19 protein-coding genes are annotated in these 15397 nt (G+C 63.1%); 10 read left to right on the forward strand and 9 right to left on the reverse strand.

The annotated features are described in order from the left end of the window. Nucleotide 1: 1 nt before the first annotated feature. Complete coding sequence (locus ACZ0AA_RS14710; protein ID WP_463513373.1) at nt 2–958, reverse strand: G5 domain-containing protein; 957 nt, start codon at nt 956–958, stop codon at nt 2–4. Between the two features lie 171 nt (nt 959–1129). Here ACZ0AA_RS14710 and ACZ0AA_RS14715 point away from each other — a divergent pair, with 171 nt between their 5' ends. Next, nucleotides 1130–1402: a hypothetical protein gene (locus tag ACZ0AA_RS14715; RefSeq protein ID WP_463513374.1), complete on the forward strand. Its 273-nt coding sequence runs from the start codon at nt 1130–1132 to the stop codon at nt 1400–1402. A 326-nt stretch (nt 1403–1728) separates the two neighbouring features. On the opposite strand, the gene ACZ0AA_RS14720 is transcribed toward ACZ0AA_RS14715, so the two are convergent. Continuing rightward, on the reverse strand, nt 1729–2622 hold the full coding sequence (locus tag ACZ0AA_RS14720; protein ID WP_463513375.1) for a hypothetical protein: 894 nt from the start codon (nt 2620–2622) through the stop codon (nt 1729–1731). 297 nt (nt 2623–2919) lie between these two features. Here ACZ0AA_RS14720 and ACZ0AA_RS14725 point away from each other — a divergent pair, with 297 nt between their 5' ends. Beyond that, on the forward strand, nt 2920–3507 hold the full coding sequence (locus ACZ0AA_RS14725; RefSeq protein ID WP_463513847.1) for a dihydrofolate reductase family protein: 588 nt from the start codon (nt 2920–2922) through the stop codon (nt 3505–3507). Nucleotides 3508–3633: 126 nt separating this feature from the next. On the opposite strand, the gene ACZ0AA_RS14730 is transcribed toward ACZ0AA_RS14725, so the two are convergent. From ACZ0AA_RS14730 to ACZ0AA_RS14740, 3 genes are all read right to left on the reverse strand, one after another. Further along, complete coding sequence (locus ACZ0AA_RS14730; protein ID WP_463513376.1) at nt 3634–4071, reverse strand: hypothetical protein; 438 nt, start codon at nt 4069–4071, stop codon at nt 3634–3636. Beyond that, nucleotides 4068–4877 carry a hypothetical protein gene (locus ACZ0AA_RS14735; protein ID WP_463513377.1) on the reverse strand — a complete coding sequence of 270 codons (810 nt, stop codon included), beginning with the start codon at nt 4875–4877 and terminating at the stop codon, nt 4068–4070. Before ACZ0AA_RS14735 ends, ACZ0AA_RS14730 begins: the two co-directional genes overlap by 4 nt. Before the next feature lie 203 nt (nt 4878–5080). Further along, nucleotides 5081–5383, reverse strand: coding sequence for a hypothetical protein (locus ACZ0AA_RS14740; protein WP_463513378.1), 303 nt, complete (start codon nt 5381–5383; stop codon nt 5081–5083). A 135-nt stretch (nt 5384–5518) separates the two neighbouring features. On the opposite strand from ACZ0AA_RS14740, the gene ACZ0AA_RS14745 reads away from it, so the two are divergent. Both ACZ0AA_RS14745 and ACZ0AA_RS14750 read left to right on the forward strand, forming a co-directional pair. After that, entirely contained in the window at nt 5519–6088 is a 570-nt protein-coding gene (locus ACZ0AA_RS14745; protein ID WP_463513379.1) for a TetR/AcrR family transcriptional regulator, read from the forward strand. Between the two features lie 74 nt (nt 6089–6162). Continuing rightward, on the forward strand, nt 6163–6573 hold the full coding sequence (locus tag ACZ0AA_RS14750; protein WP_463513380.1) for a DUF1428 domain-containing protein: 411 nt from the start codon (nt 6163–6165) through the stop codon (nt 6571–6573). Between the two features lie 10 nt (nt 6574–6583). Here ACZ0AA_RS14750 and ACZ0AA_RS14755 read toward each other — a convergent pair whose 3' ends face one another. Continuing rightward, entirely contained in the window at nt 6584–6964 is a 381-nt protein-coding gene (locus ACZ0AA_RS14755; protein ID WP_463513381.1) for a hypothetical protein, read from the reverse strand. 31 nt (nt 6965–6995) lie between these two features. Further along, nucleotides 6996–7229, reverse strand: coding sequence for a hypothetical protein (locus ACZ0AA_RS14760; RefSeq protein WP_463513382.1), 234 nt, complete (start codon nt 7227–7229; stop codon nt 6996–6998). A 151-nt stretch (nt 7230–7380) separates the two neighbouring features. On the opposite strand from ACZ0AA_RS14760, the gene ACZ0AA_RS14765 reads away from it, so the two are divergent. Then, nucleotides 7381–7656: a hypothetical protein gene (locus ACZ0AA_RS14765; protein ID WP_463513383.1), complete on the forward strand. Its 276-nt coding sequence runs from the start codon at nt 7381–7383 to the stop codon at nt 7654–7656. A 3-nt stretch (nt 7657–7659) separates the two neighbouring features. Here ACZ0AA_RS14765 and ACZ0AA_RS14770 read toward each other — a convergent pair whose 3' ends face one another. Beyond that, entirely contained in the window at nt 7660–8661 is a 1002-nt protein-coding gene (locus ACZ0AA_RS14770; RefSeq protein WP_463513384.1) for an SDR family NAD(P)-dependent oxidoreductase, read from the reverse strand. Nucleotides 8662–8790: 129 nt separating this feature from the next. On the opposite strand from ACZ0AA_RS14770, the gene ACZ0AA_RS14775 reads away from it, so the two are divergent. Together ACZ0AA_RS14775 and ACZ0AA_RS14780 are read left to right on the forward strand one after the other, a co-directional pair. Continuing rightward, entirely contained in the window at nt 8791–8886 is a 96-nt protein-coding gene (locus ACZ0AA_RS14775; protein ID WP_463513848.1) for a TetR family transcriptional regulator, read from the forward strand. Between the two features lie 69 nt (nt 8887–8955). After that, on the forward strand, nt 8956–9210 hold the full coding sequence (locus ACZ0AA_RS14780; RefSeq protein WP_463513385.1) for a TetR-like C-terminal domain-containing protein: 255 nt from the start codon (nt 8956–8958) through the stop codon (nt 9208–9210). Nucleotides 9211–9333: 123 nt separating this feature from the next. Here the strand turns inward: ACZ0AA_RS14780 and ACZ0AA_RS14785 are convergent, their stop codons facing one another. Further along, nucleotides 9334–9525 carry a hypothetical protein gene (locus ACZ0AA_RS14785; RefSeq protein ID WP_463513386.1) on the reverse strand — a complete coding sequence of 64 codons (192 nt, stop codon included), beginning with the start codon at nt 9523–9525 and terminating at the stop codon, nt 9334–9336. Nucleotides 9526–10023: 498 nt separating this feature from the next. Here ACZ0AA_RS14785 and ACZ0AA_RS14790 point away from each other — a divergent pair, with 498 nt between their 5' ends. The 3 genes from ACZ0AA_RS14790 to ACZ0AA_RS14800 all read left to right on the forward strand — a co-directional run bounded on the left by ACZ0AA_RS14790 (nt 10024) and on the right by ACZ0AA_RS14800 (nt 15395). Continuing rightward, nucleotides 10024–11148, forward strand: coding sequence for a DNA cytosine methyltransferase (locus ACZ0AA_RS14790; RefSeq protein WP_463513387.1), 1125 nt, complete (start codon nt 10024–10026; stop codon nt 11146–11148). Nucleotides 11149–11211: 63 nt separating this feature from the next. Next, entirely contained in the window at nt 11212–12660 is a 1449-nt protein-coding gene (locus ACZ0AA_RS14795) for an ATP-binding protein (protein ID WP_463513388.1), read from the forward strand. Next, nucleotides 12657–15395, forward strand: coding sequence for a Z1 domain-containing protein (locus tag ACZ0AA_RS14800; protein ID WP_463513389.1), 2739 nt, complete (start codon nt 12657–12659; stop codon nt 15393–15395). Before ACZ0AA_RS14795 ends, ACZ0AA_RS14800 begins: the two co-directional genes overlap by 4 nt. The last annotated feature ends 2 nt before the right edge of the window (nt 15396–15397 follow it).

Here is a 15397-nt window from a genome sequence, read left to right on the forward strand (position 1 = left end):
ACTAGTCGCAGGCGATCCCGTCACCGTCGCGGTCGAGGTCGTAGATGTCCGAGCCGACAACCTGCACCGGGCCCTGCACATATCCAGGTCCGTCTCCGTTGCCTCCTGCGCAGTCGACATCGCTGGAGATCGGCACGCACGCGCCGGTGTAGTTCGGGTCGCATCCGCCGCCGCCCTGCTGCACGAGCGGCACCGGTGCGGGCGCGGGGGCCGGCACAGCGACCGGTGCGGGAGCTTTGCTTCCGACCGCCGTCACCTCGTGGACCGGCTGCACGGAGACAGCCTCGCTTACGACCTCGCGCGACACCGCCACGCCATCGACCAGGGTCACCCGATACGTGATCACCTTCACGCCGTTCACGCCTACGGCGACGAGCGCTGTGGCGCCTTGATCGAGCTGAGGGTCGTCGACGGTGGTCGCTTCGAACGGAACGGGCACTTCTTCGGTCGCCGTCTCGAACGTGGTCGGCGTGGGGGTCGGGCTGGGCGCCGGAGTCGATGTCGTCACCGCCGCGAAGTTCTGCGGCTCGGATGCCGTCGGTGTGCCTCCGCTGTTCGCGCTCGCGATGCCACCGCCTGTGACCAGCAGCGCGGCTAGGCCCAGGGCGACTACGCCCGACATCCTCGACCGGAGCCCGAGCGCGGGGAGAGGGCGAGCGACCATCACGTAGAGGGCGACGCCGACCATGACCGTGGCAACCAACAGGATCGCGATTGGCGACAACCGGGCGAGCACTCCTCCGACCACGAGTGCGCCGACGATGATCCCGGCGGTGCGCCACCCGCTCCGTCGCTTCGTGGCAACGGACGCTGCGGGTGGGGCAGGCGGAGCCATCTGAGTCGTCACGGCCGCAGCTGGCGACGGTGATGTGGCATCGGTCCAGCGATGGCCGTCCCACCACCGCAGCTGATTCGGATTCTCCGGGTCCGGATGCCAGGAGGCAGGCGGCAGTGACATGAGAGTTCCCCTCGACAGTGAGGCGACGAATCGCCAGCGCCCCCAGAGCGCTGTGATCTGTATATCGGTATGTGGACGCGGCGTACAAGTAACGATTCAGTCCTGATCGGTTCGACCGGCGACGCCAGCGACGCCGCCATGAGCGTCCGCGCTCGCCGCTATGCTGCTCCGATGACCAGCCAAGAGCAGGAGCCCGCATCGTCGTTGATCCATCAACCCCCGGAGCTGCAGCGACGACGGGTGTTCGCGATCACCATGCTCGCGCTGTGGGTGGCCGCACTCGGCCTCTCGATCTTCGGCCTCGTGATGGGGAATCCCAACTGGCTGACCCTCATTCTCGGCACGGGATTCACGATCTACTCGCTGGTGTTGCTGCGCCGCGTCCGCAAAGACGCTCAGGACTTCGAGGCTGAGCACGGAGCCGACGCCGGCGTGCGACTCTGATGTCGCACCGGGCGGGGCGTCTGCGGCCGTAGTCGCCCCCTGGCCAGACCAGGGTGCAAGATACTGCACTGTCCTCATATGTGTGCTTTGCTCCTTCATGCGGTCTCGATGACGGGTAAAGGCGCCGATTGACAGTTCTCGGGACCGCCCGAGCGGACCTCGGGTACCCGAACCTTCCCGGGTCCGCTCGACAATGTCTGGCGATGCGGGTGCCGACGAACGTCGCGCGATCGCGCGAACGAGAACTCCCGAGGCAAGTGCGCGCCGGGAGGGGTGCTGGTCAACAGCATCCGATCCAGCCCGAACAGGCGCCAATCGCGGCGGTCTTAGGCAACTGCCCCGCTTCGAAAGCCCCCTACGGCCGCAGCAAATCGATCTCGGAGCGATGGCTGTTTGATGGCCGAGCGTGTTGCCTGAATGAGACGGACGGTCCGCGCGTGACTCTTGGCGATCGATCGTGCCGCACTTCGCGATCCCGCCCCTTGGATCGTCCAGTCGAGTGATACCCGTCGCTTGTCCCCTCTTCGCCACAGAGTCGAGGCCGTAGAGACGACAAGGGCGGTCATCAGCCCGATACCAGTCGCGAAGCCGCGCGACGTCAACGTCGGGATAACGATGAAGAAGAACAGCAGCGACACCGCGACCCCTACCAACCATCCGAGGATCCGAGTCAATCGATCGGACGCAGCCCGCACGGTCGATACCGCGAACAGGCAGGCGGACGTTTGCAACGTCGTGAGCGTCGCGTACATGGTGACCGCGAAGCGCGGGTCGAAAGTGGTCGTTGAATCCACTTGGTCCGCCGAAGCGACGAACGCGGCCATCGCGACTCCTGCCCCGGCAGCGACCACGACGTTTGCGATCAGGACAATCCATACGGGCCTGCGCGATCGAACGCGCAGGGTTCTCGAAAGCGCACGCATGGTGACTCGCGTGCGTTCGGCTTTCGCGAGAACTAGCTCGCGTTCGAAGACGATGAATCCTCCAAGCTGGACAGCAAGGAACAATGTCGCGCCGAGGACCGGGACGATCACGAAGAGAGTTCCAGCAATCCCGGGCTTCGCGATGCAGGCGATCACGATCAGCAGAAGCGCCGGAACAAGCGAGCTCACCATTGCTTCTGCGATCATGCCCAGAGTCCGCTGAGTCTTCGCCGCGTCGACGGTTGCGGCCAGCTGCCCGCCGATGACGATGGCATAGAAGGCCAGAAGGATTGGCACGAATACCCCGAACGCCCAGCCGATGTGACCCAGAACTGCCTCCCCTGCCGCACTAGCCAGGCTCCAAACCACGGTTCCATCTAGCCCTGGCAGCGTCGCTATCAAAGAAGCGAGGACTACCCATACGAGGCTTAGCGCGGCAATCTCTGCGAGCGATTCTCGAGTCGGCCGGGAAGCTTGAGTGTCGGAGATAGCGTGTCTGCCAGTCATGGAGACAAACCTATGGATGAGAACTGCATCGTGCGGGAGGACACCGATACTCTGGGTTCACCGCCCGCATCGAAGGAGATCGGCGAGATGAGACCACTGCGCTACGCGATCAACGTCACGCTCGACGGCTGCGTTCATCACGAGGCGGGGGTCGCTCCCGACGAAGACCTGATGGGGTTCTGGACGGCTGAGATGCAGCGAGCGGATGCCGTGCTCTACGGCCGAACGACCTACGAGATGATGGAGTCCGCCTGGCGTCGCCCGGCATCCGGGCAGTGGCCAGACTGGATGGAGGAGTGGGAGATCCCGTTCGCCGAGGCCATCGACGGCGCGCCGAAGCACGTCGTCTCGAACACGCTGAATGCTGTCGACTGGAACGCCGAGCTGGTGCGAGGCGACCTGGGCGATGCGGTACACGCACTCAAGGCGCAGCCGGGCGAGGGGCTATCGGTGGGTGGCGTCACACTGCCGGTGGCACTGGCCGAACTCGGACTCATCGACGAGTACACGTTCGTCGTGCATCCGGTGCTCGCGGGGCACGGGCCGCGATTGCTTGACGGGCTGAGTGAGCGGGTGCGGCTCGATCTGGTGGAGCGGCGGGAGTTCGCGTCGGGCGCGGTGGCGCAGCGGTATCGGACTGCAGCCATGCGCTACGTCGACGGACGTGAGAGATGAAGCATTCCATCGCCTGGAAGTAACCGGGACTGCGGATCAACTCTTCGACCGCTCGATCTCGCCTGTCGAGCGCGAAACGTCAGATTCGCGCGAACATCGAAGCGACTTCCAAGGCGTCGACATGAGTCACACGACCCGAGGTTTGCGCCACATCAACAGTGCGGTGAACCCTGCGTAGGCGACGAAGATCGTCACGTACCCCAGTACGAGGATCCACAGTCCGAGGCCAGCCTGGGACCACCAGCTCAGATAGACGAGAAGCGGCACACTGCCCACTGATCCGCCGAGGCCGGCGCCGGCGCTGATGCTCTTCCAGCTGGACGATCCGTTCGTTGCGTTCGTCGACATGCGCTTGCTGATGTATGCGCCGAGCGCTGCGGTCAAGCCCGAGACGATGCCTGTGATGGCCGTCGGAATCATGATGAGCCCGATGATCCAGCCGATGGAGGCGCGCGAATCAGGTAGGTTACGGATCACCTCGACCGCCTGGGCTCCCGCCATCACGAGCGTGAAGAAAACGAGACCGAAGAGAGGGAGGACCAGTGTCAGTATGCGTAGCTTCATGATCTCCCGTATTTGTCGACCACGTCTTTGAGGTTCTCGGCCTGGTCGTTCCAGGTGAGTTCCGCCATCCACTCTGCACCGATGGCGGCGGCTTGATTGGCATCCACCGCGATCGCCGTCTTGCGGAGAACCCATTCGCCGTCGACCTCCACGATCGAGAACTCGATCGTGGATCCTGGCCCATCGAAGTATCTGTCGGAGACGACAGTGAACTTCACACTCGTGCCTGTCGTAGTGACGACGACATCACCGCTTTCGTACGGGTCGGCACTGCCGTTGTCGAAGATCGTGTCCGACAAGGTGAACAAGGCACCATCTCTGAAGGTGCTCGAGTTGCCAGCGACATCGAACGGAAAAACCTCTGTCGGATACTTCTTGAACAGTTCCATGAGCTCTTCCGCCGTGTACTCGTCGGTCGAGAACCCGAGTCCGTCGTCGATCACGTACTCGTACCCGGCCTGGTCGTACCAGATGCGATCCGACGGATAGTCCTCCGGCGCTATCTCCCATGTCATCGCGATGGCGGCACGGACCTCAGCAAGCACCGAATCGTCGGCGGACTGTCGCCGCACGGCCAGGGCGCGCAATGCCGCCACTGCGTTCTCGAGCTCTTGCTGGCCGGACCCGCCCCGTTCAGGGTCGAAAGCGCCGGGGTCGTTCGACAACTGATCCTGCAGGGCTTCTTGAGCGGCCTTGCGTCTTTTAATTTGAATGGCGGCGAGCTCCGTAATCTCCTCGACCTCGTCGGCATACCGGGGTAGCGCTTTCCGCACCCGGCGGATCGCCTTCTCGTATGCCTTCGCCATTGCAAGCAGGGAGGAGAGCTGTGTTCGCGCACCTGTCGCGGACTGGCCGATCCACTGATCGAGGAAGACATCGTCGGCCTTCCTCAGATCCGAAAGACCCGAATCGAGGTTCGTCTCAAGTTTGTTCAGTTGCGCAGCCAAAAGGGCTCACGGATGTCATGCTGCCGGCGCCAGGATTGGAATCCGTCCACTGGGTGCTCACGTCAGTAGATTCCCTTCAGAGTGTCCACGAAGGAATCGAGCTCGGATTGATGAGTCGACTCTGTGCCGACGAAGTCTTCGGCGGTCAACTCGATGTTCTTCGCCAGCCTCTCGGACGATTGATCGGCATCATCCCGAGCCTCCTTGAGCAGGTCGAGGAAGAAATCGACTGTGGTGGCGACGAGCGAGCTTCCGCAGTCGCCGACGCGGTCCATGCCAGCGACACCCAATCCTGCGAGCGCGTTCCTCGTGTGTCCGGCCGAGTTCTGCATTCCGGATGCATTGAACGCAAAGTAATCCCCCATGCCGCGACTCTATCGGCGGGCCGAGCGTCGGTCACGGAATATCGCGCTGATCGGCGGTGGGCAACCGCGGGCAGGTTCGCTGGACGACGCCCCTCGGTGAGACGCTCCCCCTGGAGTCGTCGGTAGCCTGTTCAGGTGCCTCGTCCCCGAAGTGAAGCCGCGCGCCAGTCCGTGCTCGAGGCGATGCGCGCCGCCGTCGTCGCTGGCACCTACGAAGCGGTGACGATCGAGGGGCTCGCGGAGACAGCGGGAGTCGCCAAGCAGACGATCTACCGGTGGTGGCCGTCGAAGGCGTCGATCCTCGGCGAGGCGCTGCTCGAGGGAGACCTGCCCGGAGCCGACCCCGCCGTCGCGATGAGCGACGACATCCGGGCCGACCTGCACGCGTGGTTCTCGGCGATGTCTGCCGGACTCGCGAGGCCCGAGGGCGTTGCGCTCGCCCGGGCGCTGATCGCGGTGACCGCCACCGACCACGAACTCGGGCTGGCGCTCAACGAGCGTCTCGCGGCGCCGATCCGTTCGTGGGTTGCCGAGCGCATCGCGCGCGGACAGTCGGCGGGCGAGATTCGCGCCGACGTGGATGCGGACGCGATCGCCGACCAGCTCATCGCCATGGCGTCGTACGCGGCGCTCATCGGACAGCCTTTGAGCGCAGAGCGCGTCGAGGAGACGGTGACGCGGCTGCTGCGGGGCATCGCTCGGTAGGCACGTCTGGTGGGGTGAGACCGACGGTGGATACCCTTGCGACGGACACTCGCCGCTGAGGACTGGAGCAGAGAATGGTCATCGCTGACATCACGGTCGTTCCGGTGCCGACGGAACGCAAGGCCGCATACCTCGACTTCTCGAAGCGGATGGCGGAGGTCTACCGCGATCACGGTGCGATCAGTGTCGTGGACTACTGGCAGTCGAGCGAGTCAGCCGACCCGAGTGACTTCCATGCAGACGGGACGTCGTACGAATCGGGTGAGCTCAAGAGCATCGCCGACCTCGCGGGCACGGGTGCCGGGGAATCCGTCGTGGTCACGGTGACGACCTGGCCGTCGCGCGAGGTTCGTGACCGCGGGACCGCTGCCGTCACGAGCGATCCTCGCGTTCTCGAGACGCTCGAGGAAGATCCCGTGTTCGACGGAGGTCGCGTGATCGGCGACAGCTTCGAGATCGCGATGAGGGTTCAGCAGGAAGAGTGACGGGCTCCGGTCACGGGGTGCAGTAGGCGAGCATCGCGTCGGTGGCTGCGCGCATCTCCGTCGTCGCGGCTTCCAGGCCCGTGATGTCACCCGCGATGGCCTTCTCGCCTTCGGCGGCGAATGCGTCGATGCTCGTCGTCCACGAGTCGCGGAGGGCGACGAACTCCTCGGGGCCGTCGACACCGCGGATGTTCTCGGCGACGTTCTTGACCTCATCGAGCGCGGCCTGCGCGGCCTTGGGAGTCGGCGAGCTGACGCTGCCGATCACACCGGTCACCTGCGCCGCCTGTGCTGCGACCTGGCCGCACGCGGCGATGGTCGACGCTTGAGAGCACCCGGAGAGCAGGAGGATGCCGGCGGCGAGCGTCGCGAGCGCGGGGAGCTTCTTCATAGAGCCAGGGTAGGCGGGGGAGATGTGAGGTCTACTCCGAGCCCCACGCCGGGCCGACGAAGGCCACGGGCTTTCCGGCTGCGCGCGCATAGTCGATCTCCCGCGTCGTGGACTCGCCGAAGCGCTCGCCGCGGTTGACGACCACGACGCGATCGGCCAGGTCGATCCTGCGCAGGTGCAGCTCGCCGAGAGCGGTTCTCTGCTCTGCGGTGATCGCGGTGTCGATCTCGGCAGGCATGAGGACGATGACGCCAGCGAGTGTCAAGGATTGGCTCACTGCTCGCATGTCCTCAGCGAACCGCATGGAACCGCAGATGCAGACGATTTCAGGACGCTCAGGCACGAGTTCAGTCTCTCACCGCTCTGGGAGCAGGCCGCCTGAGTCCACACGAGGAGCCGCGGTCTAGGCTCGGCTCATGAGCGAGCCCGACGCCGAGCCCTCCCTGATCCAGCAGCGCATGGCACTGCGGCGCCGCAAGAACTTCGCGCTCTACACGCTCGTGTTCTCGGCTGTCCTGCTTGCAGGATGGGCCGTCGCGATCATGCTGGATCCGAGTGCGGTCTATCGATGGATCAGCCTCGTCGTCTTCGGCGCCGGAGTGGGCGTCGGGATCTTCGAGCTGCGCAAGGCGCGTCGAGCGATCGGCGAGTTCGAAGGCCGGCACGGCAGCCGTGCCGGCCTCCAAGACTGACGCTTACTGCACCGACCAGCCACCATCGGAGGCCAGCACGGCACCGTTGATGTTCACGGCGTCGTCCGACAGCAGGAACGTGATCGACGCGGCGAGGTGCTCGGCGGTCGCGACCGTCGGGATCGCCTGCTGGAACGGGGCCAGGCGACCGGAGCCGTACTCCGACATGTTCGGGGGCATCGGGATGCCGGTGGCGACGCCGCCCGGAGCGACGGAGTTCACACGGATGCCCTTCGGCCCGTACATGAACGCTGCGGACTTCGTGACGCCGATGATGCCGTGCTTGCTGGCCGTGTAGGCGTTGCCCGACGCATTGCCGCGCAGACCGGCTTCGCTGGCGACGTTGAGGATCGAGCCGCGGCCGGCCTTCTCCATGATCGGCAGCACCGCGCGCATGAGCTTGAATGGGGCGGTGAGGTTGATGGCGATGACCCTGTCCCAGACGGCATCCGTCGTCTCGCCGGCGGGGGAGAAGTCGTCGTTGATGCCGGCGACGTTCGCGAGGGCGTCGATGCGGTCGCCCGCGGCGGCGATCACAGCGTCGATCGCGTCCTGCTTGGTGAGGTCGCCGGCGACGGTCGTGATGTCAGCATCCGGCAGCTCGGCCTTCAGGGCGTCGAGCTTGTCGGCGGCGATGTCGGAGGCGATGACGCGTCCTCCTTCACGGGCGATGCGGGATGCGGTGGCCTTGCCGATTCCGGATGCTGCGCCCGTGACGATCACGGTCTTGCCGGCGAAGCGTCCGGTGGTGGGCTTCTCGGTCCAGCCCTCGGACTCGTCAGCCTCAGGGATCTCGCCGCCGTTGGCTGCGCGCACGAGGTCGTCGACGACCGACTGCGGCAGTGCGCCCTGGCTCATCGCGACGAGCTGCTGGAGTGGCAGTCCGAGCACGGGGGTGAGGAGCTCGGGGTCAGCGCCCGTCTGCTCGAAGAGTGCACGGATGAGCGGCCCGCCGGTCGGGTCGTTCATCCAGTCGCCGATGGTGGAGTGTGCGGTGAGGGCCATGGTTGAGCTCCTTGAGGCTTGGGTTTCGCAACGGTGCGTCTACTTATTTCTGATCGTACTCCTAGGTAGTCTGTGAGCGCGCCCAGACCTCGAAGCAAATCCGCTCCTCTGCAGGCGGCGCTGGGCGCGATGCGTGCTTCTCTGTCTTCGTCCGGCTACGAGGCCGTGACGATCGAGTTGCTCGCTGAGGCCGCCGGAGTGTCGAAGCAGACGATCTGCCGATAGTGGCCGTCGAAGGCGGCGATTCTGGGGGAGGCGCTGTTGGAGGGGGAGCTGACTCCGGTCTCGCTACAGATGACGGACGACCTCGCGGCTGACCTGCGGGCGCTGTTCACTCCGCGGGGCGACGACACGGTTGCGCTGGCCCGGGCGCTCATCGCGGACACCGCCCCCGGCCCGGAGGTCGGCGCCGTCTTGGGCAAGCGTCTTGCGGCGCCGCTGCGCGAGTGGACGAAGGAACGGCTCGCTCGATCGGTGGATGCCGGTGAGGTGCGCCGTGACGTCGACGCCGCTGTCGTTGCCCATCAGCTCCTCGCGATCGGGTCGTAAAACGTACTGCTCGACAAGCCATTGAATCGGGCGAAGGCGGATGCTCTCAGCCATCTGGTGCTGCGAGGGATGTCAGCCTGACGAGCGAGGCATACCCCTGAATGGTGTGAATTCACTCGCCATTTAGTGAATGGCCAGTAGTTCCTTGATCCGTTTCACCGACAGTGCGCCTGCTTCGCTTCCGCGTCGAAACTTAAGGACGCGAGCTCTAGCGCCGGGGCTGTCGAGCTTCTTCGTGATCTCTGTTGCGGTTTCGAAGAAATGATCGGTGGCGGTAATCGCGATCAGTGAGACCGGGGTTTCCGCGTCGAGCATCCGTCTGATCCGTCGAGTCAAGGAATCCTGGTTCGACGTGTTCAAGTAGCTGGGCTCTTTCGACGATGACTCGCTTGTCATTGACTGCGAAGAGCTCCGCGACGACTGGCGGGTTGCCTGGTCCCTTGGTCTTGACCGGTACTTTGGTCTTGATCCCGATGTTCTTCCGCCTCAAATCTTCTCGCCAGTCGGATGCCGCCGAAATCGGCTCGACGTCGCCGCTCTTCTTCGCGGTCTCCCAAGAACGTGCGGAGTCCGGTGCATTGGGGCTTAGCTGCCGGAGCAACTCGCGCATCCTCTCTCCGCTTGCTCCGGTCGGATCGCCAGACCCCAGAGCGGGTCCCCCGAGTCAAGGACGCGTCCCAACGGCTGGTCGTCGAACGAATGTCCGATCCGCGCGCTAGGCTGCTCTTAGCGCCAGAGACGAGTGGCTGTCGGACCGAGCACCAGCGGAGCGACCGACGCAGTCCAAGGCGCCACGATCGGTCAGGAGGCTTGGTGTCTGTGCAGAATGGAATCGCGGGTTCGGCGACGCTCGGCTTTGGAATGGGTGAATTGTTCTCTGGGCCCGGTGGCATGGCCATGGGTGCGCATCTGGCTGCGGCTGAAGTCGGTGTCCAGTTGGAGCACCGCTGGGCGAACGACTACGACGCGCATACTGTGCAGACCTACATCGCAAACATCGATGGTGCGAGCGATGAGACGGTCATCCACGGAGATGTTCGCGACCTCAACGTCGCAGAGCTTGCGCACATCGATGGGTTCGCGTTTGGCTTCCCGTGCAATGACTACAGCCTCGTAGGCGAGAATCGTGGCCTCAAGGGTGAGTTCGGGCCCCTTTACCAGTACGGCATCGAGGTGCTGAATCACTTCGCCCCCGAATGGTTCGTCGCAGAGAACGTAACTGGTCTTCAGAGTTCCAACGGTGGACGTGATTTTGCCAAGATTCTTCGCGCGATGCGAACTGCCGGTCCTGGTTACGTTCTCACGCCCCATCTGTACCGATTCGAGCAGTATGGTGTTCCGCAACGTCGCCACCGCATCATCATCGTGGGCATACGATCCGACATCCCTCTCGAGTTCCGTGTGCCCTCTCCGACGCACGTCACGCCAGAGTCCTGGATGTCGGCAGGCGAAGCGCTTGCTGACATCCCAGAGTCACTGCCCAATCAGGAGAAGACAAAGCAGTCGCCGACTGTTGTGGAACGACTCACCTACATCGATCCGGGCGAGAACGCCTTCAACGCCAAGAAGTTGCCGGATCGACTGAAGCTCAACGTGAAGGGTGCAACCCTCAGCCAGATCTATCGCAGGCTCCGCGCTGATCGTCCGTCTTACACGATCACTGGTTCAGGCGGTGGAGGGACCCACGGATACCACTGGGATGAGGCGCGCGCGTTGACGAACCGTGAGCGTGCCCGTCTCCAGACCTTCCCGGACGAATTCGTGTTCAAAGGACCGAAGGAAAGTGTGCGTCGGCAGGTTGGTATGGCCGTACCTGTCCTCGGTGCGCAGAGAATCTTCGAGGCCGTCTTCAAGACCTTCACGGGTGAACCGTACGACTTCGTGGATTCGAACTTGAGCGTCACAGACGAGGCCGTTTCGCTGGACTCCATGCGCTGAAGACTGCGATGTCCGCCTGGACCTCTAGGGTAAATCCCAACGGTTGACGAAAGGCGGAAGGCGTTGCGCGACGAGACTCTGGTTCCTGGAGTGGAGCTGCTCGAATCGATGCGGTCGGTGGGCTACTCCTTCAACGCCGCCGCCGCAGACATCATCGACAACAGCATCGCCGCGGGGGCGACGAGAATAGAAGTGTTCGCGGATACCGTCGGTGGAACCTACATCGGGTTCCTGGACGACGGGGGCGGCATGTCATCGTACGAGGCTCGAGAAGCGCTCAAGCTTGCGGGGACCAGGCATATCGAGCGCGGCGAGTCGGACCTGGGACGGTTCGGGCTTGGTCTGAAGACGGCTTCTCTTTCTCAGGGGAGGAGGCTCACGGTACTGACCAAGCGAGGCGAAGAGCTGACTGGGCTTCAATGGGATCTCGACCATGTCCTTGAGAGTGGCAACTGGTCGATCCGTGTGCTGGAAGAGGATGACACCCGCGATGTGCCCCACTCGGACAGGCTGGTTGTCGCTGACAAGGGGACTCTCGTTATCTGGGAGTCTCTCGATTACCTCCTTTCGGGGGCTGGTGATGTCGCGAACTGGATGAGCTCTCTTGTCTCAGAGCTACGCGCGCACATCGGTCTGGTCTTCCATCGCTTTCTGGAAGCGCCGAAGTTGCTTAGTATCCATGTCAACGGTGTGCAGATCAGTGCGATCAACCCATTCTTGGAGAACAATCCCAGGACCCAAGTCGCACCAGTGGAGAACGTTCTGATCGAAGGTGAAGCCGTTCGTGTTGAGGCATTCACGTTGCCGCACATCAGCGGGCTCAGCGCAAAGGATCGCAAACGCGAAGACCTGGGGTCGAGGATGAGGGAAAGCCAGGGCTTTTATGTCTACCGCAACAAGAGGCTGATCAGCGCCGGCGGCTGGTTTGGACTGGCCAGGCAGGATGAGCTGAGCAAGCAGACCCGGGTGCGCGTCGATATCCCTGTCGCATTGGACAAGCACTGGCAACTCGATATCAAGAAGTCCCGAGTCGAACCACCGCAGGCGTTCCGACAGAGATTCCGTCAGATCATCGATCACGTGAAAGTCCCGAGCGGTCGCGTACACCGATTTCGAGGCCGCAAGGAGAGCGTCACCGATTTCACCTATTTCTGGCGATTCGTCGAGGACAGGGATGGCTTCCGGTACGAGATCAATCCGGAGCATCCGGCTTTGATCGCCGTACGTGACGCGCTACCTCTAGGGAGGCGGGACGAGTTTGACGAACTGATCGTCGATCTTGCAGACGCGTTCCCTGCTCCTGACCTCTACATGCGGCTCGCCGAGAACAAGGAGCGCACTGTGGTGTCGCGCTCCGACGCCAGCGTCGTGCGGAGGTTGCGCGCAATGCGCCACGGTGGCGCGGCGAACGCCGACCCTGCCCTCATGGCCGAAGCGCTCGCAAAGATGGAACCGTTTAACCATGTCGCGAATCTGCGAGACCTGGTCCTGGAAGTATGGAGGGAAGAATGATGAAGCTCTCGGCCGATGCAGAGAATCTCAGAGCCACGCTGGGGGTCCAGATCCGAGGTCTGTCTGCGGAGTCAGTGCATCTCGACGAACTGCAGAAGATGGCTGCGTTACTCGCGCCGATCGTTGCCGGGGGAATCAGCAACGAGGAGATTCAGGACGTGATCAACGTTCTGATGGAGCAGTATCGAGTCGTCATGGGTGACGGCTATGGCGTCGTGAACAAGGCCACGTTCGAGCCATGGATCGAAGGCAGGCGCGAGAGCGTCGACCGCGTGCGGTCGAGCGCGTACGCTGAGCTTCTCCTCGAGCGTGGCTGGTCCGGTGCGGTGATCGAGACTCTCGATCGGCAGACTGATCGAATTCTCGACCTCACAGGTGATCCGCAGAAGAGCGGAGCGTGGGCAAGGCGGGGCATCGCAATCGGTGAGGTCCAATCGGGGAAGACGGCGACGTACATTAGCCTTCTCGCGAAGGCGATTGACTACGGCTACAAGATCATCATCGTGATCGGAGGGCACACAGAGGATCTTCGTCGACAGACGCAGACGAGGTTGGACTGTGATCTCACCGGAATCGACTCTGCCTATCTCGCTGACAACATCTCTCACAATGAGATGGCGCAGATCGGGGTCGGGAAGATCGACAAGCATCTCCCGACCTCGATCAACGTGCTCACAACGACGCAGGCGGACTTCAGTTCCGCAAACAAGCGTGCGGGAAAGGTCGCGCTCGGTGCGGGGACCCCGACTCTCTTCGTCGTAAAGAAGAACCATCGTGTGCTGGAGAACCTCGCGCAATATTTGAAAGCGATGCCCGGCGACGGGGATCAGCCGCCGCTGCTGCTGATAGATGACGAGGCGGATTGGGCCTCGATCAACACCAGCTCCGAAGATGAAGTGACCGCCGTCAATGCGGCGATCCGAAAACTCCTCGCCTGTTCCAACAGGAACAGCTATGTGGGTATCACTGCGACGCCGTTCGCGAACATCTTCATCAACGATGAGATCGAGGAGGACCTGTTCCCGCGTGATTTCATTCAGGTGCTGGAGAGTCCTTCCAACTATCAAGGAGTCGCTGAGTACTTCACCGCGGCATCTCACCCGGCGCTGGTTGAGGATGTGAGCGACACATTGTCGGTCCTGCCATACTCGCACCGGTCGACTGTCCGGCTGAAGGAGCTGCCGCTCTCGATCCGAAAGGCGGTCGCTAGCTTCTACATCGGGACGGCGATCCGCCGTTTCCGCGATGGAGATGCGCGGCCGTCCTCCATGCTGATCAACGTCAGCCGATTCAAGGCCGTGCAGGCAAGGATGCACGGCCTGGTTGAGGAATTCATCGCCGAGACTAACGCGGCGATCATGGGAGAGTTCGGTCTTCCTGAGGGCGCTCGTCGTAGCGCCGCCACCGATCTGCTCTTCGACACCTATTCGGAGATCTTCCCTGACGCAGACGTGACTTGGATGTCACTGCGCGAGGAGCTCGTCGGAGTGGCAGAGGAGATGCGGACGCAGCTGATCAACGGCGACACCAAGGTCGCGCGAGACAAGTGGCTCGCTCAGACTCCTCGGCGAGTGCGTGATGCTGATGCACTTCTGCCGACGGTGTACGTCGGTGGGGATGTGCTCGCGCGGGGTCTGACACTGGATGGACTGCAGGTGAGCTATTACGCGCGAAGAGCCGCGGCCGCCGACACGCTATTGCAGATGGGGCGCTGGTTCGGCTACAGGCCGGGGTACGAAGACCTCGTGCGGTTGTGGATCGATTCGGAGACCTCCGAACTCTTCCGCTGGACGGCCGACCTCTCTCAGCAATTGCGCGAGTCGTTGGCGGAGATGAATGCCAAGGGACTGACGCCGAAGGATTTCGGGCTGAAGATGAAACGCCATCCCGAAGGGTTCCAGATCGCAAATGCAAAGAAGATGCAACACGCTGAGGACTTTATTGGAATGATTTCGTTGAACAGCAGTGTGTGGGAGTCTCACATGCTGGCTGGCTCCGGTGATTCCAGGCGACACAATCTCGACGCGATGCGGAAGCTCATCGATCGCGTCGGCGGCGACGCGGCCGAAGGCGAGGCAACCGACCTGATCTGGCGCGGCGTCGAGGCTGAGGTCGTTCTCGACTTCCTGCGAGAGTTCCGGGCGCACGAATCGAACCATCCGTTCGGCGCAGCGGAAGGTGAACAGACGCCGATCGTCACAGGTTTCGCAGATATCAAGAACGTGGAATCGTGGGACGTCGCTCTGATCTCCGGACGGGGGCGCAAGCTGGAGGTATCGGGCTTGCCTTCGATCAGCACAAGCGTGCGCGATGGCGTCGGCCTCGACGGCGATATCATTCGCTTCCCGAATCGACGGGTCGCGGCGGGGGCAGACCTCGCAGGGCTTGTTCCTGCTGACAGACGGGCGGAACTCGAGGCTGAGAACGGGGACCGGGCGCTCGCAGACCGGAGCCTCGCGCGCAAGGCGCTAGTGTCTCCGACTCTGATGCTCTACCTGGTCACAGCGCAGGAGGGCCGCGACGTGACAGACCCTTCCTCTCTAGTGGCAGTCAGCGCATCGGCTACCGAGCCGATTCCCGCGATCGTGGTCGCTACACCGCAGTTGAGCCCGGAGGAGGAGATCGAAGAGATCTTTGCCAACAAAGGCGTGCAGTGGAAGATCAATCGTGTCCTCGCGCGCCAGCTCATGGGTTGGCCTGACGATTCCGATGATCCAGGAGATGAGGAGTCGTGAGC

The organism is Microbacterium sp. AC035 (assembly GCF_979258485.1).